Annotated in this window: 15 protein-coding genes; 7 read left to right on the forward strand and 8 right to left on the reverse strand. The window is 37.5% G+C overall.

What is annotated here, in order from left to right; genetic code table 11:
- The first annotated feature begins 21 nt into the window (after positions 1–21).
- The 4 genes from tsaB to H7A25_04645 all read left to right on the forward strand — a co-directional run bounded on the left by tsaB (position 22) and on the right by H7A25_04645 (position 4,287).
- Positions 22–669, forward strand: coding sequence for a tRNA (adenosine(37)-N6)-threonylcarbamoyltransferase complex dimerization subunit type 1 TsaB (gene tsaB / locus H7A25_04630; protein ID MCP5499162.1), 648 nt, complete (start codon positions 22–24; stop codon positions 667–669).
- 14 nt (positions 670–683) lie between these two features.
- Positions 684–2,849 (forward strand): VacB/RNase II family 3'-5' exoribonuclease, encoded by a 2,166-nt coding sequence (locus tag H7A25_04635; GenBank protein MCP5499163.1) that lies wholly within the window; start codon positions 684–686, stop codon positions 2,847–2,849.
- Positions 2,850–2,852: 3 nt separating this feature from the next.
- Complete coding sequence (locus H7A25_04640) at positions 2,853–3,755, forward strand: alpha/beta hydrolase (protein ID MCP5499164.1); 903 nt, start codon at positions 2,853–2,855, stop codon at positions 3,753–3,755.
- Between the two features lie 178 nt (positions 3,756–3,933).
- A complete protein-coding gene (locus H7A25_04645; GenBank protein ID MCP5499165.1) occupies positions 3,934–4,287 on the forward strand; it encodes a hypothetical protein in 354 nt (117 codons plus the stop codon).
- Positions 4,288–4,355: 68 nt separating this feature from the next.
- Here the strand turns inward: H7A25_04645 and H7A25_04650 are convergent, their stop codons facing one another.
- The 4 genes from H7A25_04650 to H7A25_04665 are packed head-to-tail and all read right to left on the reverse strand — an operon-like array spanning position 4,356 to position 10,296.
- Positions 4,356–5,621 carry a class I SAM-dependent methyltransferase gene (locus H7A25_04650; protein ID MCP5499166.1) on the reverse strand — a complete coding sequence of 422 codons (1,266 nt, stop codon included), beginning with the start codon at positions 5,619–5,621 and terminating at the stop codon, positions 4,356–4,358.
- Between the two features lie 32 nt (positions 5,622–5,653).
- Positions 5,654–6,934, reverse strand: a complete 1,281-nt coding sequence (locus tag H7A25_04655) for an ABC transporter ATP-binding protein (GenBank protein ID MCP5499167.1) — start codon at positions 6,932–6,934, stop codon at positions 5,654–5,656.
- Positions 6,931–8,424 carry a putative Ig domain-containing protein gene (locus tag H7A25_04660; protein MCP5499168.1) on the reverse strand — a complete coding sequence of 498 codons (1,494 nt, stop codon included), beginning with the start codon at positions 8,422–8,424 and terminating at the stop codon, positions 6,931–6,933. Before H7A25_04660 ends, H7A25_04655 begins: the two co-directional genes overlap by 4 nt.
- Positions 8,425–8,457: 33 nt before the next feature.
- A complete protein-coding gene (locus H7A25_04665; protein ID MCP5499169.1) occupies positions 8,458–10,296 on the reverse strand; it encodes an ABC transporter substrate-binding protein in 1,839 nt (612 codons plus the stop codon).
- Here H7A25_04665 and H7A25_04670 point away from each other — a divergent pair.
- From H7A25_04670 to H7A25_04680, 3 genes are all read left to right on the forward strand, one after another.
- A complete protein-coding gene (locus tag H7A25_04670) occupies positions 10,295–11,749 on the forward strand; it encodes an alpha-amylase (protein ID MCP5499170.1) in 1,455 nt (484 codons plus the stop codon). The two genes, H7A25_04665 and H7A25_04670, sit on opposite strands and share 2 nt — an antisense overlap.
- A 1-nt stretch (position 11,750) precedes the next feature.
- Positions 11,751–12,209 (forward strand): hypothetical protein, encoded by a 459-nt coding sequence (locus H7A25_04675; protein MCP5499171.1) that lies wholly within the window; start codon positions 11,751–11,753, stop codon positions 12,207–12,209.
- Between the two features lie 160 nt (positions 12,210–12,369).
- Positions 12,370–12,939: a nicotinamide mononucleotide transporter gene (locus tag H7A25_04680; GenBank protein MCP5499172.1), complete on the forward strand. Its 570-nt coding sequence runs from the start codon at positions 12,370–12,372 to the stop codon at positions 12,937–12,939.
- A 13-nt stretch (positions 12,940–12,952) separates the two neighbouring features.
- Here H7A25_04680 and H7A25_04685 read toward each other — a convergent pair whose 3' ends face one another.
- From H7A25_04685 to H7A25_04700, 4 genes are all read right to left on the reverse strand, one after another.
- Positions 12,953–15,091, reverse strand: coding sequence for an RNA-binding transcriptional accessory protein (locus H7A25_04685; GenBank protein ID MCP5499173.1), 2,139 nt, complete (start codon positions 15,089–15,091; stop codon positions 12,953–12,955).
- Between the two features lie 76 nt (positions 15,092–15,167).
- Positions 15,168–17,102 carry a SpoIIE family protein phosphatase gene (locus H7A25_04690; GenBank protein ID MCP5499174.1) on the reverse strand — a complete coding sequence of 645 codons (1,935 nt, stop codon included), beginning with the start codon at positions 17,100–17,102 and terminating at the stop codon, positions 15,168–15,170.
- 8 nt (positions 17,103–17,110) lie between these two features.
- Positions 17,111–18,337: a hypothetical protein gene (locus H7A25_04695; protein MCP5499175.1), complete on the reverse strand. Its 1,227-nt coding sequence runs from the start codon at positions 18,335–18,337 to the stop codon at positions 17,111–17,113.
- Positions 18,324–19,535 carry a SpoIIE family protein phosphatase gene (locus H7A25_04700; protein MCP5499176.1) on the reverse strand — a complete coding sequence of 404 codons (1,212 nt, stop codon included), beginning with the start codon at positions 19,533–19,535 and terminating at the stop codon, positions 18,324–18,326. The genes H7A25_04695 and H7A25_04700 overlap by 14 nt, the downstream gene beginning before the upstream one ends.
- Positions 19,536–19,573: the final 38 nt, after the last annotated feature.

Consider the following 19,573-nt stretch of genomic DNA (forward strand, 5'->3'; position numbering starts at 1 on the left):
ATATATAGTTAATAGAATATAATGAAATACTTATTTATTGATACAAGTTATGATTGGATACTTATCTCTGTTTATGAGCATAAGGAGACTTCCGTTCAAACTCTATATTCTTATAAGGGCTTGCATCCAAGGGAATCCTCTTTTCGACTGGTGAAAGATATCCAAATCGCCCTGGAGGAAAGTTCCATTCAAAAGCCGGACGCCATTCTTTGCGGAATAGGCCCGGGTTCATTTACCGGGATTCGCATTGCTGTTTCAACAGCGAGAAATTTGGCCCAGCTCTGGGAAATTCCCGTGAAAGGAGTAGATAGTTTGAAAGTTTATTCTTCTTATTATTATTACAAAACTAAAAACCCTTCCTTTGTAGTTCTCGATGCAAAACAGAAAAAAGTATACGCGGCTTATTATGATGAAGATGGTTTTTATGGAAGTATGGATATTCCACCGAAAGAATTAGAAATATCTTATAAAGAAAAATTTTATACTTATTCTGTTTATTCCGATGTAAACCTTAAAAATATAGCGACAAAAAATATTCGGGAAGATTTACCTTCTCCGGATTTACTGGCAACAATGTGTGCCGAAGAAATTTTTTACATAGATGTAGTAAAAGATACATATAAAAACCTGCACCCCGCTTACATGAGAGCGAGCTATGCAGAACAATAAAAGGAAAACCATATATGGCTGGATATAAAAGAAAACTCAGACTCGTAGAAAGAATCTATGAATACCTGCACGCAAGGGCAGGAAAAGAAGTTACCCGCAATGAACTGATAGAAGAGTTTGTATACTCCGATCCTTATGCCAAAGGCGGGCATAAAAAGAAGAAAAAAGTAAAAGGAAGAGATCGAGAGAAAATGCAGGAGAGAGAAGAAAAACTGTATTTCTTTCTTTCTTTATTAGAAGCAGAGAGACTCATTGAAGTTCACAAAAAAGAATTCAAAATAAAGAAACCCTTTAAATTAGAAGGTAAAATCTCCATCAGTAACCGGGGGGATGGCTTTGTTCGTTTAAATTCCGGGCATGAAGTATTTGTTCCGGCACCCAAAACGGAGTCTGCTATCAAAGGTGATATAGTGAATATTTTTCCTACCGATATAGGAAAGAAGTTTCGACTTGAGGGAGAGGTTATTGACATTACCCGCAGGGGAAGAGAGCTCTACCGGATGAAGATAAGCTCTCTCGAAGGAAAATATATTCTCGGTCAGTTCTTAGACTTAGCCGGAGATCATAAAGAAGGAATTATTCCTAAGAAAAGTATTTTAAAAGATATACTCGATCAGATGAAGATAGGAGATGTTGTCGTTGTTAAAATGAAAGACGAACAACTTCATGAACACCTCATTTTTGATGTATCTTTCATCCGTTTTGAAGATGATACGCACCTCGACAAAGACCTGGATCGTATCCTGATGAAATATAATTATAACCCTGTTTATCCGGATGGGCTTATGAAAAATTTACCGGAAGAAGTCAATGAATCTACGGTTTCCGACTGGCAGTCAAGGGTAGATTTGCGGGATCTGCATGCCATAACTATCGATGGTGCTACTGCTAAGGACTTTGATGATGCCATTAGTCTCGTGGAAGAAGAGCATACAATTCGATTTTATGTCCACATTGCTGATGTTTCCTATTATGTAAAGCAGGGTTCCCCCCTCGACGAAGAAGCCTACAGAAGGGCAACTTCGGTTTACCTGGCAAACCGGGTAGTTCCGATGCTACCCCCGGAACTTTCTGAAAATCTCTGTAGCCTGGTAGCCGAAACCAATCGCCTTGCTTTTACAGTAGAAATGGTAGGTACTTACGAAGGGGAGATTCACTTCGCCAAGTTTTATAAAAGTATTATTAAAGTAAATCAACGCTATACCTATGATATGGCGGAAGAAGAAATTCAAAAGAATGAAGAAGGAAACTGGATCTGTAAGGTAAACCGTCTGGCTATGGCTCTAAAACAAAAGAGACAAAAGAGCGGTAGAATCGATTTAAACCTCAGCGAAGTTCGACCTGTAATTGACGAAGAGGGAAACGTGGTGGAAATCAAGGCACAGGAACGCTTGCAAAGCCACATGCTTATCGAGGAACTAATGCTCTCTGCGAATATCAAAGTTGCCGAAAAGCTCAGGAAGAATAAAGTTCCTTCTCTCTTCCGAATTCATGAACCTATGGAAGATGACAAGCTCGAAACCCTGAACTCCTTCTTGCGTATGTATGGCATCAAGCACTGGATACGGGGAACCGATTACTCTGACCTGAAAAAAGCCCTCGAAGTTGTACAGGGACATCCGGCTGAAAAACTTTTTAATTACTTTCTTTTAAGAAGCTTCATGCAGGCCTACTACGATGGTAGCGATGAAGGTCACTGGGGACTCGGCTTCAAGGATTATTGCCACTTTACTTCCCCGATTCGTCGATACCCGGATCTTGTTTGCCACAGGGCATTGGATGCACTCCTGAACGAGGATACCCTGCCTTACACGAAAGAAGAAATTACCTCTATGGGTTATCACTGCTCGGAAGAAGAACGTGCAGCAGCGGATGCCGAACGCGATATGGTGAAGTTAAAAGCCTGTCGTTATGTAGAAACTACGGGTAAAACTGATTTTATAGGAACGATAACCGGCATACGTCCTCATTCGGTTTTTGTTGAATTAGAAGAATTGAATGTAGAAGGAGTCATTCGTCACCAGCATTTTACAGATGAAGAAGAGCTTTTGCTTCCGAATGAATTTTCCTTTCAATCGAAGAAATATACCAAGACTTTTTATCTCGGTGAAAAGCTAAGTTTGGTATTAGAAAGTATAGACTATGAGGAAATTCGAATTTTCGTAAAGCCTAAGAAGTAAAAGATGGACGAGTTTGAAGGAAAAGTAAAAAGCAATGGGATTCATCTCCATGTACGTTATTTACCTGATGGAGACAAAACCCCTATTGTTCTTGTAATGGGTCTCGGGTTTCAGATGACAAGCTGGCCCGAAAACCTATTAGAACTTTTGCAGAAGCATTCCTATCCGGTGTTACTTTTTGACAACCGGGATGTAGGGCTTTCAGAGGAAATTCCCTACAAGAAGCAGGATAATATTCTTTTAAGCCTTTTGCAGTATCGCTTTCAATTTGCGATGCAACACGCTTACTCTCTTACAGATATGGTAGAAGACACGATAGGCTTACTGGATCATTTCGAGTTGAAAAAGGTTCATCTGCTCGGAATCTCTATGGGGGGAATGATTTCCCAAATTCTCAGTTCGAAATACCCCGATAGAGTCAAAACTCTCACCCTGCTTGCCACTTCTGATAATTCGACTGACAATCCGATTCCTTCTATAGATACACTCTGGAAATTTTTAGGAAGTGGAATCAGCGGGCATGACCTGGAATCCGTTAAACGAAGAAGGCTATTATTAATTAAAGCTATCCGAAGCCCTGGTTTTAGACAAAAAAGCGATGAGGAATTACTGACAATAATCGAGAAAGGTTATTTTCGAAGCTATAAACCGGAGGGTTTAAATCGGCAGTTACACGCCATTCTATCTACCGGTTCTTTACGAAACTATTATCCGAGTTTAAAAGTTCCGACGATGATAGTACACGGAAAAGAGGATCCTCTAATTCATTATTCCTGTGCCCAAAACCTTGCCCGTTACATTTCTAATGCAAGACTGCATTTAATTGATGGACTCGGACATGATCTGCCGGAAGATTTTATGCCCGTACTTGTAAATTTACTTCTCAGTCATACAAAGGAGGAATAAAAATAGACTTGCAGTATTAACCAGAACATATAAAGAGCCTATACAGTTTGCTTAAAGAGAAATATATTTGCTTCTTATTTTTACTTTAAGTTATAAAAAAAAATCGTTTTTTATAAAGAGTATGCAAACAAAAATAGCAGGGTACTTGTCTAAAAAGCAAATAGAGGAGATTATAAACATGAAAACTACAATCAAATTACTTACTATCGCCCTGGTGTTCGGATTAACTTCTTCCGTTTTTGCTATCACTCCGGCACAGGAAAACAAACTTCTAATGAAAGCCCTGGTAGAGGGAGCTTCTACTCCGGCACAAAAAGAGTCTGTTAGTAAGTATATGAACTTGCTGTCCAAAGAAAAAAAGGCTGAGGCTGAACGTTTCAGAGCACTGGCTAAAATGCACTTTGGTGGAAAAGCAAGATTGCAGGATATTAAAGAGAAAGAGTATCTGAAAAAAGCTGAAGCTTTAGAGCAGGAAGCCGCAGATTATCAAAAACTTGCTCTTCATTACAATGGAGAACTCGCAAGCAATTAAGAGCTTTCAAGCTATATTATAGAAACGAGAAGCCCGGTTACAAGCCGGGCTTTTTTATTTACCAGGGCCTATTTGTAAGCAATAATCGAATAATCCATACTGGCAGTGAAATGTTTTATTATAGAATTTAAGCTTTCATCTGTAGTCATATTATATTCTACTTTGAAATCATTGGGTAGTCGCTTAACTTCAAGCGAAGCAAAACCCTTATATTGCACAATAAACTGCAAAGCAGCAGGTGGAATAGGGTTTCTGTGAGTGGGATCTATATAGAAATACTGAGAACCTACCAGTATATTTTCCGGATTAGGAGTTTCTAAGATAAGAATCCCTCCGGGTTTTAGTACTCTATAGGCTTCGTTTACAAGTGTCATAAGCACAGGGAAGGGTAAGTGTTCTACAAGGTGAAAAGCTGTTAGAATATGAAGAGAAGCACTTTCCAAACTATTAATGTATTGTATTACATCTTCCTCTATTACATCATACCCAAATTCTTGCAGTTCGCTTATGACTGAGCGATTTAGATCCAGTCCCTTAATCTGAATGGATTCTTCTTTTAATAGTTCCAGCCATTCTCCTCTTCCACATCCCAGATCCAGGGCTTTTAAATTTTCAGAAAAATCTACTTGTAATTTCCTGATATAGGGTAGGTATACACCCAGACGGTTCTTGATTCTTTCTTTTTCTCCTCGAAACTTATTTTCAAAATCCAGATAAAACGCATCCAGAATGTGCTCTGCTTCTTTTTTAAAGATATTTAATGTTTTTGTTATATTTAAATTCTCTTGATTGGCGATACGGGAAAAACTACTTTCAAGTCCAGATTGCTGTTGTTTTATTTTCTCCAGAGTCTGTTTCATTTCTTTTTGTTCCGGCTCTAATTCTTTCAGTAAGGCTTCGGAAAAACTGTAGGAGCGTTTTTGAGAAACTGTGTGCAGGGATTCAATATAAGGAAAGAGTTTAGGTAGTTTTAAAATAAGTCGGACTAAATTTAAAAAATAACCCAGAATAGGAATTTGAAATATAAGATAAAAGATATATTTCCCTTTAAGCCCTTTTACTTTTATATTTTTTTCTTTTCCTTCTTTCGAATACCTCAGCTTTCCCATTATTTGAATTTTTTCACTTCTTCCGGATTGTAAAAGCTGTAAATATTCACTATATTCTTCTTCGGATGCTTCTCTCTGTAAAATTCCTCGAAAAAGATTTTGGATAAATATTTCATCTTTATAAACAAGAAAATCATTCAGATCATATTCCTGTTTTATAGCTAAGATGGGTTCCTGAAAGGTATCTGATAAGATTTTGAAAAGATAGTTATTTCCTTCCTCCATATATTCTTCCTTTATAAATTAAAAATCATTCTCTAATTCAATTCCGGCCCGGAAATAGAAAAGTCAGGTTTTATTCGGCAATAGCCGGTAAAACTAAAATCAGAAGAGGATATAACAGTAAAAGCTATTGCATCATTTACCCAATCATAACAATCTTCTACATGGGTTCTGTCTCCGTGTATAGCCACGGTAAGGCTGTATATACCTGCTCCGAGATTCATAGGAAAGGAATACTGAATCGTATAAGAATTACCTTTAAGACAATTGATACTATCCTGATGAAGTGTCATATTATTAATTCCGAATATATCATTCCCGAGCCTATCCCGGATAGCGATTCCAAAAGTAGGCTTCTCTACAGATTCATTTGCATAAACCCTGATAAGAATTTCAACCTTCTCACCGCTAATAAATTCTTTTGAAACCTTTCCTTTCTCATTCAACATTTGAATAGATTCAATTTTTATTTTAAAATTTCCTGTGCGTTTTCCTATTTTAGCTATTTCATCTCTTTCTAATTTAGAAAAATCAACAATTCTTTCTTTATCTTTTAAACTAATAAGAGAGTTATAAAAATCAAATACTTCTAAAGGTTCACCCGATTGAAGTATTTTTCCCTCGTGTAATAGATAAGCAGTTTTACATAAGGTACGAACTGTTCCTGGATCGTGGGATACAAAAAGAACCGTACAACCGGCTTCTATCAATTTTTTCATACGATTTATCGATTTCACCTGGAAATAGGCATCCCCAACCGAAAGAGCTTCATCTACAATCAAAATATCAGGCTCGATATAAATTGCACAGGAAAATGCCAGGCGTACAAACATCCCACTCGAATAAATTTTTACGGGCTGATAGGCAAATTCCCCTATATCAGAAAACTCTAAAATATCGTTTAACTTTTCCTCTACTTCTTTTTTTGTAAGACCATTTATCATTCCATTAAAATACACATTTTCAATACCTGTTAGTTCCGGGTTGAATCCGGCACCCAATTCCAGAAGAGATGAAATTCGGCCATTAACAGAAACGCGTCCCGAACTTGCCTGTAGTACACCTGTAATGATCTTTAATAGAGTAGATTTGCCTGAACCATTTTGTCCTATGATCCCGATAGTATCTCCCTTTTTAATGTTTAACGAAATATTAGATAAAGCATAAAAGTCATGGTGGTATTTTTTTCGAAAGGGGTTTAAGGCTTCTTTAACGCGGTTTAGAGGTTTATCGTAAAGAGGATAAATTTTATTTACATTTTCTATTTCGATTGCATGAGTAGAGTTAAATACTTCAGTTCGTAAAGCTTCTGTCATGGACCTGTTACACAGCGAACATAAAAAGTAGATGTGTTTTTGAGAGCATAAGAATCTATTCCTATATCATAGTACAGTACATAAGCATTCTGGCTATCTCCGCTATAACTTGTAGAAGACCAATAAGCCCCCGAAACTGTATTAGGAAAAAATGAATTGATTGTAGGAGCACTTGAACCCGTAGCACAGGAACTTAAGTCAGAAGGCATACTCAGATCAATGCAATGAAATGTGGCTTTTAGCTCTTCATGGCTAGGCACACGCCAGCCGGTCTTTCCTGCAAAACTTACCCCGTTGCAGTCAGTATAAGCTGAACTTGACTCCGTACCCCAAAAGCCGGAACCCAGAAGCTGGGTTTTGTCTCTATTATTACAATCATCCGAGTTACTCGTACAAAATTGAACCTGCCTGGCATTATAGAGAGGAGCCGTGCCCGCTCCCGTACAGTCATTTGAGGAAGAATTATATGTCTGTCCCTGAGTACATTTTAAAAAAGTAAAACTTTTACCTGAATAATCATAAGAGCTGGCAATCCCGATTCCGGAAAAAGAAACTGTTCCATCACCATTATCAATAAAACAGCCCCAGGTATAACAAATTTTTATTCCTATTTTTAAACCTATTGTTGCAGAACCCTGTCCATTCGTTACAGTGACCGTATAATCTTTCAAAGGTTCAGCTACAATAGGAGTTCCGCTGATAGAACAATTATAGTTATCTATATTCAAACCGGAAGGAAGTGTTGGACTTATGGTGCAGGAAGTAGGACTTAAACCACTGAGACCGGCCACAAGGCTCTCTTTTGTATTTAAAGTAAAATAATAAGATGTATTCGTATAATTGATCCCCGGAGAGCCCGTACTCACAGTAATCGATAAACTAAAGTAATAGGAAGTATCGGAATTACTTCCCGTTATCGTATAGACAGAAGCAGTTTGAGCGGATGTAGGGGTTCCGCTAATAGCACCGGTATTTGTATCCAAATTTAAACCGGCAGGAAGAGAAGGACTCACAGAATACGAACTCACCGAACCCGAGCTTACTGAAGGTGTTATTGTGCCAACCGAGTAATTCATATAAAAAGAATAGCTGCTGAGATTATAAGCAAACGCAATGGGGGTAATAGTTTTTTGTACTTCTATCCAGATAGAAAAAGAGGCACTGCCAATTCCATTGATAGCAGAAATGATATATTCTGTTCGAGAACTGGCAGAGCTGGGAGTTCCGCTGATAACGCCTGTTGTATTTGAAAAACTTAAGCCCTCCGGTAATGAAGGACTTATTGTATAATATTCCACAATGCCCGATACCGTGGGATTCAAATTACTGATACTGACTCCTGTATAGCCAAGAAGCTCCGATTGTGTATAAACTAAATCTTTCGGAGCTTGTTCGGAGATGCGATATAGAAAAGCAACCATAGCTACATCAACTCTGTCTTCTCCGATAAAGGAAGGAGGGCTACAATAAACCATTATTAGAAATATCATCACTATAGCCCTTTTCATCTTAAACCTCGGTATCTACTCCATCCATTTTATATTTTCCGGAATTTTTTCCAGTGCCTTATTGTCCTTCATGGCTTTATTCAAGGCATCTGCCTTACCTTCATCATACCACCAGTAGTCGATAGAAAAACCCTCCCCACCGTATTTCCCCAGGGGATTCTTAGGCATTCCAAATTTATTCCAATACAAAAGTCTTGTGTTATTCAAATGCCAGAGTAGTACATAAGGATATTCTTTATAGATAATCGTATCCAGTTTTTTCAGAAGAGCATTTCTCTTATTCACATCAAATATGGTTTTTTGTTCTTCAATGATTTTATCAATTTCGGGAAGTTTTAAACCGGGCAGGTTATGCTGACCTTTTTCATCGGCATACTTCGAAAACCATAAAGGTTCCGGATCTTTAAAAATTCCTCCACCCCAGGCTGTCCAGGTCATATCAAAATCAAAACTATCTATTCTCTGGCTCCAGGCTGCGAGATCGGTTGTCTCTATATTGACCCTGACTCCGACTTGCTTGGCTCTTTCAATAAAAGGGGTAATATATTTACTGGTTCTCTGGTCACGTTCTAATACGCTGAATTCCAGTTTTTTTCCATCTTTTTCCAGATAACCTTCTTGATTCGCTTTCCAGCCGGCTTCTTTTAAAAGAGCTCTCGCTTTTTCCGGGTTATAGTCTATGGGTTCATTCGGATTTTTTTCACCCAGCAGATAAAAATCGGGGAAATAACTATCCGTAAGTTCATACTCATTAAACATAAGTTTTTCTACAAACATCTTCCTCGGAACCAGATGAGCCATAGCTTTTCTAACTCGTTTATCCTTGAATACATCCCGCCTCATATTCATGGCCCAGCCCTGAAATCCAATCGGCTTCTGGTTAAAAACTCTCTGTTTGATAATCCAGCTATTCTGGAACTTATCTCCCTTTGTTTCGGTAGCCCAGACAGAGGCAGTGTACACGGGGAAAATATCGAGGTCTCCTTTCTTTAGGGCTTGAAGTGCAATATTCTCCTGGTTGTAGACCTTAAAGACCAGTTCATCAAAATTATAACGTCCTTTAACAAAAGGATACGCCCTCTGCCAGTAATCACCTCTTCTCTGCATCTTGATATAACGGCCTTTTTTCACTTCCACGATTTTATAAGGACCGGAAACTACCGGAAATTCAATATTTACCCGGTTAAAATCCATTCCCTTATAAACGTGTTCGGGAAGAACCAAAAACCCTGTTGCAATTTCATTAAAATTATTCCAGTGAATTTCTTTTGCTTTAAATTCAACGGTATACTCATCGATAGCTTTTGGTTTTTCAAAGCGGGAAAGTCCAATCCGAAAAACAGCCGTATCGTGCTTAGGGTTCATAATTGTATCATAGGTAAATAAAATATCTTTTGTTGTAATGGGTTTACCATCCGACCACATTGCATTTTTATCGAGGAGGAAGGTGAAAGTTTTTTTATCCTCGGAAATCTTCCATTCCCTTGCGATATGCGGGATGGTTTCCAGAGTTTCGGGGTGATATGCGGTGAGAGTTTCATACATCATGGTAAAAATCTGGGCGGTGGTGGCAAATTGTTCGAGATAATAATTTAGAGATTTTGGAAACTGGTGAGCATAAATCCTAAAAGAGCCACCTTTTTTTGCCGATGTGTTTGCCAGAGGGTTTGTTTCTCTCATTTTCGGAGGGATAGATTCCGGATTTCCCTGCCAGGGAATATCCTTAACTATTCCAGAAATGTTAGAAGAGTTTTGTGTCTTTTCTTTACAAGAAAGGGATATAAATAAAAATACGATAAATAGTGTTTTTTTATAAAAAGAATAATTTAGTTTCAAAATAAGCCGGTCTCCCATGAAATATATTACGTTTAAGCAAAGCTATATCTACGAATTAAATACAAGAATTTTTTGTCTCGAAAACCGCTGTACTTTAGCGGAATTTCCAGAAAGCTTTTTTGAAAGCCCGGAAATCCGTGCAGCTGATTATATCTGGCTCATGGGGATCTGGGAACCTTCTCCTGCCTCTGTGAATATAGCCAGTAAGCATGAGGGTCTGAGGAAAGATTTTAAAACCATTCTTCCGGATCTAAAAGAAAACGAGATCATTGGTTCTCCCTACGCAATATATCGCTATAGGCCGAACCCTCTCTGTGCAAAATCTTTCGAAGAAATTCAAATATTTCGGGACAGGCTACAGGCTATGGGAAAAAAGCTCATTCTGGATTTTGTTCCCAATCACATGGCGGTGGATACTCCTCTTCTGGATACTCATCCGGGTTTATTTCTACAAAAAAATGGCCCGGCCTGCCGGAACTCCTTTGAAAGAAATGGAAAAGTCTTTTATCACGGAAAAGACCCCTATTTTGATGGCTGGACAGATACAGTTCAATGGGATTTTTCTAATCCGGAGACCCTCGCTTTCCATAAGAAAATTTTAGGAGAAATCGCCAGCGTTTGTGATGGGGTGCGTTGCGACATGGCCATGCTCCCCCTTATAGATATTTTTGAGAAAACTCACGGAAAAAAGGCGAAACCTTATTGGACTGATTTAATCCAATCCGTTAAACTGGGGCATCCGAAATTTATTTTCATCGCCGAAGTATACTGGAATCTCGAATACCATTTACAGACCCTCGGCTTTGATTATACCTACGATAAAACTCTCTATGACCGCTTAAAAGAAAAAAATCTGAGAGAAATTCTCGGTCACTTAAATGCAGATCCGGGTTTTCAGGAAAAGTCTTTAAGGTTTATAGAAAACCACGATGAACAAAGAGCCTATGCGACTTTCGCTCAGGACTCGGTTTCGGACTTCTCCCTTCTTTGTTTCTTACCCGGTATGATTCTGTATCACGATGGTCAGGATCTGGGTGTAGAGTATAAAGTTCCGGTGCAACTTTCCAGAATTCCGGATGAAGAAGTGAAATCTGAGATTCTGGCTTATTATATCCGTGCTTTCCGGGCTATTGCCAGCCGGAAGGAGAAAAAACTTAAAATACATCATAACCACCTGCATCCCTATGGAGAGTATGATCTTTCCGATGTAGTTTCCTATACCCTGGTAGAAGATACAAACGATCCTCATCTTGAGATTTTAATCTATAATTTTTATCCCCACGAAATCAAGGGAAGACTGGAAATTGATGATGAAATTTTAGAGAAACTGGATAGAAACGGAATCCATGATATTCGCTTTATTGATGTTTCTTCAGAAGCCCATTATATCCGTAGTATCGATGATCTCATGCGCTACGGACTGTATATCCACCTAATGCCGGGACAGGTACACTGGTTTGTAAAAGAATAAGATGAGAAAAAGATCCATCTTATTCTTTTTTTTCCTTTCCTTATCAATCTTTCTTCAATGTAAGGGAATGACTTCTCCTCAAAATGAGGATTTTACCCTTCAACTTCTGTATTCGAATAAGAAAAATGGAAGTATCATTAAAGAAATTTATACAATGGAGAAAAATAATCTGAGTATAGAGAAAAGTTCCGGTGAAAAAGCGAGTTTCCAGCTATCGGAAGAAGAGTTTTCCAATTTCATACTCCTTCTACGGAAAAAGAATCTCTTGCATAGCTCGGAATACTCAGGCTCGGAAAATGCAAAGTCCTCAGAAGATTACCAGCTTTCCACGCATATTTACGGAAAAGATATTCATATCCGGATTCAAAACTATGCAGAGGAGTCGAAAGCCGAAAGCACGGTACTGGACCGGAGAAATGCGATTTTAGAAGTCAGATCTTTTCTAAAAAATCGAAAGTAATTATTAACTAATATTACCTTATGGAACTAAGTCCGGGTTTTCAGTTGGAACCTGCTTTAGATGATTTGTTTCTATCTCCGGGTTTGTTTTCCCTTCTCTGAACAAATCAATATTTTGTTGATTCCCAAAGCTCTACGGGAACAAACTGTATTCCTTCTCTATGACAACAATAGAAATTATCGCTACCTTTTTTGGCTTAGCTTGTGTTCTTTTAACTATAAAAGAAAATATCTGGTGCTGGCCGGCTGGCCTTGTGCAGGTGAGTCTGTATATATTTGTATTTTATAATGCTAAATTATACTCGGATATGCTCTTACATATCGTTTATATTTTCATGCAATTTTATGGCTGGTATTTCTGGCTTTACGGAGGAAAAAGTAGGAACGATGCAGAAATTACGAGTCTCGGAAAGGTTTTTTATACCTGGTTAATCCTGATAGTAGTAGGTACATTTTTTCTTGGCTATGGAATGCAGCGTTATACAGATGCCTCCCTTCCCTATCCGGATGCTTTTACAACAGTTGCAAGTCTGGCTGCTCAGTGGCTTCTGGGAAAAAAGAAGTTGGAATCCTGGATTTTATGGATAAGTGTGGATATTATCGCCATAGGGGTCTATGCGAAAAAAGAATTATATTATACAACTATATTATATTCTCTATTCTTTATATTAGCAATCCTAGGTTTTCTAAGATGGAAACAGGAATATAGAGAAGCAGATAATACTTTATAAGACCCCTTTAATATTAAGCTTCTTTCAGACTGAGAGAAATTCTCTTTCGCTTAACATCTACATCTAAAACTTTAACCCTCAGCTTTTGTTGCAGGTGTAAAACCTCGGCTGGATTTTTAATAAAAGTATTAGAAATCTGGCTGATATGAATGAGTCCATCCTGATGCACTCCTATATCGACAAAAGCACCAAAGGCTGTCAGGTTTGTAACGATGCCCGGTAAATTCATGCCGGGTTTTAAGTCCTCTATCGTTTCTACTCCCCTGGCAAACTCGAAAAATTCAAAGCTATCTCTGGGATCTCTGCCCGGCCTGGATAGTTCGGAAAGAATATCTTTTAAACTCGGTAGCCCTATCGTCTCTGTAACAAAGTCCTGTGGCTTAACACTTTTTAAAAGTCTTTCATTGCCAATGAGTTCCTGTATACTTGTCTGCATTTTATTTGCTATGTTTTCCACAATGCCATAACTCTCCGGATGAACAGCACTATCATCGAGAGGATTTTTAGCAGCCCGAATCCGTAAGAAGCCGGCTGCCTGTTCAAAAGCTTTGGCACCAAGACCGGATATTTTTTTCAAATCCTGTCTCGACTGAAACTTTCCCTTATCGTTTCTATACGCAATTATCTTTTTAGCCAGTGAAGTGCCGAGACCCGATACATAGGCAAGTAACTCTTTGCTACAGGTGTTCAAATCAACACCCACCCGGTTTACGCAGGATTCTACAACTTCTTCCAACTTTTTCTTGAGTAAGGATTGATCTACATCATGTTGATACTGTCCGACTCCGATAGAACGCGGATTTATCTTTACCAGCTCAGCCAGTGGATCCATTAGTCTTCTTCCTATAGATACCGCTCCTCTTACAGTTACATCTTCATTTGGAAATTCTTCCCTGGCTACCTCGGAAGCTGAATATATTGAAGCTCCACTTTCATTGACCATCACTACAGGTAGCTTTTTGAAAAAAGGTAAGGAAGAAGCGAAAGACTCAGTCTCTCTACCGGCGGTTCCATTCCCGACTGCAATTACTTCGATTGCATATTTATCTACTAATTCTAATATTATATTTTTAGCTTCCTCTGTTCTTTCCTGGGGTTTATGGGGATATATGGCTGTATGATATAGAAGTTTGCCCTGAGGGTCAAGACAGACCAATTTACAACCGGTACGAAAGCCCGGATCTAAAGCCAGAATTGCCTTATTACCCAGAGGAGCAGCATAGAGAAGTTGACGAAGATTTTCAGCAAAAATCTGGATAGAATCAATATCTGCTTTTTCTTTCAAACTATTTCTTAACTCGGTTTCAAGAGAAGGTTGCAAGAGTCTTTTATAACTATCTTCTATAGAAAGGAGCACTTCTTCAGAGGAAGGGTTTCGTCCTTTTATGTGTAAACTTTTTAAGCTTGATAAACAAATTTCTTTCGAAGGTTCTACTGAAACTTTTAGAAAAGCTTCTTTTTCTCCCCTGAAAATAGCAAGTATTCTATGAGCCGGGCAGTCTTTTAAGGGTGTTTTTAATTCAAAATAGTCTTCGTATTTTTCAGCACCCTCTTTCTCAATTTTTGTTTTTTTAGAAGACTCGATTATTGCATTATCTGCATATACTTTTCGAAGAAGAGTTCTTGTCTTCTTGTCTTCGCTTATCATCTCAGCGATAATGTCCCTGGCACCGGATAATATCTTATCGACAGACTCAAGTTCCGGTTTTTCTTGTAGAAGTTTTTCGGCTTCCTTTTTAGGGTTAAAAGAGTTCGTCTGGGAATAAATACTGAGGGCAATGGGCTGCAAACCTTTCTCAATAGCAATTGAAGCCCTGGTCTTTCGTTTTGGTTTATAGGGAAGATAAATGTCTTCCAATTCCGCAAGTGTTTTTGCCTTTTTAATTTCTTCTTGTAAGTTTGGGTTTAAGAGTTCTCGTTTTTGCAAAGAATCTAAAATAGATGTTTTTCGTTTCAGGAGTTCTTTTAGTTTCTCGTGCAGGTCACGTATTTGCGTTATCTGCACTTCATCCAAAGAACCGGTTTTTTCTTTACGATAGCGAGCAATAAAGGGAATTGTATTTGAATCTTCTAATAGTTCCAATACGGCTTCTACTTGCCCCGGCTTCAGCCTCAGTTCTTCGGAAATTTCCTGTATAATAAATGAATCCATATCCGTATAAAAGGTTTTTGGCTCTAAAAATGCAAGTAATAAATTATAGAACTATAAAAGTAAAGTTAAGAGAATCTTAGTGCATATCTATAATCATTATAGCCATATCATCGAAGGAGTTATTTCCGGCGTGTAAGATGATTTCCCTTTTTAAAAGATCCAGAGCGTCTATCGCCGTATAATTAATTGTATTCTTTATCACTTCTACAAGTCTTTCTTCACCGAATTGATCTTTTTCTTCTCCGGCTTCTGTTACACCGTCTGTATACAATACCAGCCTATCTCCCGATGTATATAATATTTCCCCGGCTTCTAAAGAGTTATTGTGAAAAATTCCCAGAGGCTTACCTTTTGCTCTCAAAAAATGATATTCTTCGCTTGATCGCTTATATAAAATAGGGGGATTATGGCCTGCATTTACATATTGAACTAAAGAATTCTGGATCTGGCAGTAGAAGAAAGTTACAAAATGACCGGCCAGGCGTTCAAATAATTCTATATTCAACTGTTCTAATATATCTTTTGGTGTTTTACCCTTAATAGAAAAATAGTCAAATTGTTGTTTAATGAGTAGGGAAAGAAGGGCTGCCGGTATACCGTGTCCCGATACATCAGCAATAAAGGCACCCAATTTTCCTTCTTCTAATTCCTGAAAACCACAGATATCGCCACCTACAGAATGTGCCGGTTGATAATATAAGGCAGTAGAAAAATACTGATTATTCGGAGTATTTTTTGAAATTAATAGCTCCTGAATTTTCCTTGCATTTAATAATTCGGATTCTATTACTTGACTCTTTCTTTCCAATTTTAATTGTTCTAACCTGGCTTCATTTCTCTGTTGTATAAATGTATTGATCCTGTATCCCAGACCCAGGGATAAAAGAGTAACCTCTATAGCTGAGCCAAATTGTATAGAATAAGTTGTAAAGTTATTTACAGGAAAAATTCCAAATTGTTTTCCTGATAAAATAGCCATTCCCAGAAGATAAGAAGTCCAGGCAAAGATAAAATATCTCGCAGGCAAAAAGCCTTTCTTTAAAACAATAAAAGCCGCTGTCAAAACAGATAAAATAAAAGGAAAAGCGGAGGCTGTTGCTATTGTAACAATAGGTTTGTAATCAACAAAAGGGGATAAGAACATTACAAAAAAGTTAAGAAGTAACACAACGTATAAGACTTTATGCATAAACGGAGTATAGTTTTTCGTTTGTAAAAACGACATGGAAAATAAAGATGCGAAAAATAAAGTCATTCCAATACTAAAGGGCATTAAGATATTGGTGAGTTCCGGGTACTCCGGTAAAATGTATTTCAAAACCATACCGTTATAATTACTCTGAAAGAAAAAATATCCTAATATATAAATGATATAAAAGAAATAGCTAAAATCTCTAACTATAAAAAATAAAAATAAGTTGTATAAAAACATTATAGCAAGAGTTCCGTAATAAGCACCCAGAAAAATTTGTCTATCTTCATCGGCTTCAATAAATGCATCTTTCTTCCAAATGCTTATAGGAATTTGTATAGACCCTTTACTTTCCACCATAAAGTAAAGAGTCTGTTTGTGATTGGGTTCGATGTGTAGAGGGAATACGAAGTTACTGGTCTCAATTCCCCTGCTGGAAAAATTTCGCATATCCCCTGTGTTAAAAGTTTGTATGTTTTTCCCTTCTTCAAAAACGTAGAAATCAAGAACATCAATTAAAGGGTAAGAGTATTCAATAAATCGATCGATTGATTTATTACCCAAATTTTCGATTTGGAGTCGTATCCAGAATCTATCGTATTGAATTCCATAATTTGGATTCTTCTGATTGTTCTTTTTAAACTCTTTATCATATTTTCCACTTTGGATATCTTCAATCCCTGTTTTTCTGGTTTTATCAATAAATATTTCCAGATTTTGACTGAGATTATATTCATCTAAAGCTTTATCAACAAATACATCATAAGCCAATAGATAATTTGCAAAAAGAAAATATAACAATAAACTAAAAATTTTCATTATTTAGCTTACGAAAGTTCCGCTTGAAAAAGTGTTTTTATCAGAGCGTGATAAAAAGGAACTCTCGGAAACTTATTATTACCGAAGTTAAAGGTTTTATAACTCACTCCCCAGTGATGAGTTCGAACAGCACCCAAATTTACAATGTTCCCTTCCGGTACATTTTTAAATTTTGGAATTATAGTATCTTTTAAAACAACCTGTCCATCGTTATAAATAGAAATATCTTTAGAAGCCAGAGCCTGTTTATACATCGACCAATCATCAAAGTTACGGAATAAGCCATTTACATAATCTTCCATAGGTAAGAAGGAAGATATGGAAAAATATTTTAAGTTAGAAGGCATCTTAGAACTAAAATCCAGTAGTGCTTTTTGTCTTTCTTCGTGTCCGAGAGACCTGGCTCCTTCTGCTATATCTTCCAGATCCTGTTTAGTTTTTAAACCAAAGACTTTTGCGATAAGCCTGGAACGTTTAGCAAGTTTCAAAGCTCTGTATATACTATATTTAGAAGTCTCGTCAATTACATAGTCAGCAAGGTAAGAACCTCCTATGTCTCCGCAGAGAGAAAAGAAAGCTTTGGTGGAGTTCAAGATAAACTCATCCTTATATTTTCCCTGATTTAAGGCAGATAAAAGCTCCAGACTCAAAGGAGAACCGTAAGAGTAACCTAAAAATACAAATTTCTGATTTTCTTCCATCGCCCAGCGACGAATTGTTTTTGATTCGTGTATTAAGCGGAAAAGGGGTTCGATTACATGACTCGAATGAGCATTGGCCCTCGGGTAAGCCAGGTAAGCAATTTTTAAACCCTGTCCTTCATTATAAATTTTTTCTTCTACTGTTTTTCCATCTTTCCCAAATTTGAAGTGGATAATTTGATGCGGTGATTTAGGATTTTCGATTTGCTCGTGCAGGGAAAGATTTTTTAAGGTATGATGGGTAAAGCCCGGTACCAATAAAATTACCGTTTTACGCTTCCTGAAAAATTCTTCATCGATACTGATCTTTGTATCTGGAATTTTTTGAAGATATGTATCAACTTCTTCCGGTTTTAAAAGTACTTTATGAAAATCTAAATCCCGGTCTTCACCCATAACTTTTAAATCGTCTATAAGATAGGGCTTCCAGGCTACTTTACAGATTTCTTTGTTTGTATAACCGGCCAGTTTTAGTTGTTCCAAATAATTATAAAAAAACGTATACTGCCACTTATATTTATCATTTTCTATCATGTTTTCTTCCCAAAATTTTATTATAACGTATTACGGCTATAGTCAAATCATCATGAACTTCAGCTTTACCGGAAAATTGACGAATTGACTTATGAATGTATTCTAATATTTTTTTTGACTTGTTCGTACTCACCGACTTCAAAATCGTTTCAAACCTTTCAAAGCCGAGCAATTCAGAAGCTTCATTATTTGCTTCAATGACACCGTCACTCACCAGGACAAATGTATCACCATCTTCTAAGGAGAGTTTATGCTCTTTATATCCAAATTGAGTCCCAATGCCCTGCCCGAGAGCAAAGCCTTTCGCTCTTATCCAGGTCAGACTACCATCTTTTTTTATTAAGAAGGGGGGGATGCAAGCTGCATTCACAATCCGTACAATGGCCTGACCGGTATTGATTCCGGAAAATTCCATCAAGCAGAGAGCGCAATTTTGTTTTTGAGGTTTCATATAGGGTGTTAAAATCGAATCTAAATATTGCATTTTCTCTGTCAATTTTATTTGTAAACGCATGGCCATATCTATTCTTGAAAGACAGGTTGCCATTAGAAGAGCGGCTGAAATTCCTTTTCCGGAAACATCTCCAACTGCAATAATATGTTTACTGATGAGTGCCCTATCGTTTCTGTTTCCGTAATAAGTAAACAGATCTCCTCCCACATTCCTTGCTGGTTCGCTATAAAACTCGATATCCAGATCTTTCCAGTTCGGAGAAGTATTTGGAAGTAAACTTTTTTGGATTTCACGAGCCAGGCCGAGTTCTTTATTTTCTTCTTCGAGTATCCTGCTCTTTTTCTTTTTTTTCCGTTCATAACTTAAAAGCAATTTCTTCAATTCAGTCTGTAAGGTAGAGGATTTAACAGGAAATGAAATGCAGCGAAATGTTACCGGCTGGTTAATTAAAGAAATTAAAAAATCCGTATTTTCCCGGAAATATACCAGGATTCCTATATCCGGAAATTTATTTTTAAGCTGAACCAGTTCTTCTATTCCTTTCGCTGCTGTGCTCTCATCATAAATCAGGATAATAGGTTCTTTTTTAAGTTTAGGGAAGGTTCCGTAATGGCAATGTTTTATTTTTATAGGGGGAATCATGTCCTGCAAGGTCTTTTTACAGGTTCTTAGGAAAGTCTCATCATCTGTAAAAAGCAAAACTTGAAAAACAGGGCTTGCAGCCATAACGAAAGATAGCCACATATATCGATAAAGGAAAGCAAAATTTTTTATTCCCGAAA

Source organism: Leptospiraceae bacterium (assembly GCA_024233835.1).
Classification (GTDB): domain Bacteria; phylum Spirochaetota; class Leptospiria; order Leptospirales; family Leptospiraceae; genus JACKPC01.

What these genes read in the sequence shown, in the direction of transcription:
- tsaB (MCP5499162.1), top strand. Translation starts at nt 22, where the DNA reads ATGAAATACTTATTTATTGATACAAGTTATGATTGGATACTTATCTCT.
- H7A25_04635 (MCP5499163.1), top strand. Translation starts at nt 684, where the DNA reads ATGGCTGGATATAAAAGAAAACTCAGACTCGTAGAAAGAATCTATGAA.
- H7A25_04640 (MCP5499164.1), top strand. Translation starts at nt 2,853, where the DNA reads ATGGACGAGTTTGAAGGAAAAGTAAAAAGCAATGGGATTCATCTCCAT.
- H7A25_04645 (MCP5499165.1), top strand. Translation starts at nt 3,934, where the DNA reads ATGAAAACTACAATCAAATTACTTACTATCGCCCTGGTGTTCGGATTA.
- H7A25_04650 (MCP5499166.1), bottom strand. Translation starts at nt 5,621, where the DNA reads ATGGAGGAAGGAAATAACTATCTTTTCAAAATCTTATCAGATACCTTT.
- H7A25_04655 (MCP5499167.1), bottom strand. Translation starts at nt 6,934, where the DNA reads ATGACAGAAGCTTTACGAACTGAAGTATTTAACTCTACTCATGCAATC.
- H7A25_04660 (MCP5499168.1), bottom strand. Translation starts at nt 8,424, where the DNA reads ATGATATTTCTAATAATGGTTTATTGTAGCCCTCCTTCCTTTATCGGA.
- H7A25_04670 (MCP5499170.1), top strand. Translation starts at nt 10,295, where the DNA reads ATGAAATATATTACGTTTAAGCAAAGCTATATCTACGAATTAAATACA.
- H7A25_04665 (MCP5499169.1), bottom strand. Translation starts at nt 10,296, where the DNA reads ATGGGAGACCGGCTTATTTTGAAACTAAATTATTCTTTTTATAAAAAA.
- H7A25_04675 (MCP5499171.1), top strand. Translation starts at nt 11,751, where the DNA reads ATGAGAAAAAGATCCATCTTATTCTTTTTTTTCCTTTCCTTATCAATC.
- H7A25_04680 (MCP5499172.1), top strand. Translation starts at nt 12,370, where the DNA reads ATGACAACAATAGAAATTATCGCTACCTTTTTTGGCTTAGCTTGTGTT.
- H7A25_04685 (MCP5499173.1), bottom strand. Translation starts at nt 15,091, where the DNA reads ATGGATTCATTTATTATACAGGAAATTTCCGAAGAACTGAGGCTGAAG.
- H7A25_04690 (MCP5499174.1), bottom strand. Translation starts at nt 17,102, where the DNA reads ATGAAAATTTTTAGTTTATTGTTATATTTTCTTTTTGCAAATTATCTA.
- H7A25_04695 (MCP5499175.1), bottom strand. Translation starts at nt 18,337, where the DNA reads ATGATAGAAAATGATAAATATAAGTGGCAGTATACGTTTTTTTATAAT.
- H7A25_04700 (MCP5499176.1), bottom strand. Translation starts at nt 19,535, where the DNA reads ATGTGGCTATCTTTCGTTATGGCTGCAAGCCCTGTTTTTCAAGTTTTG.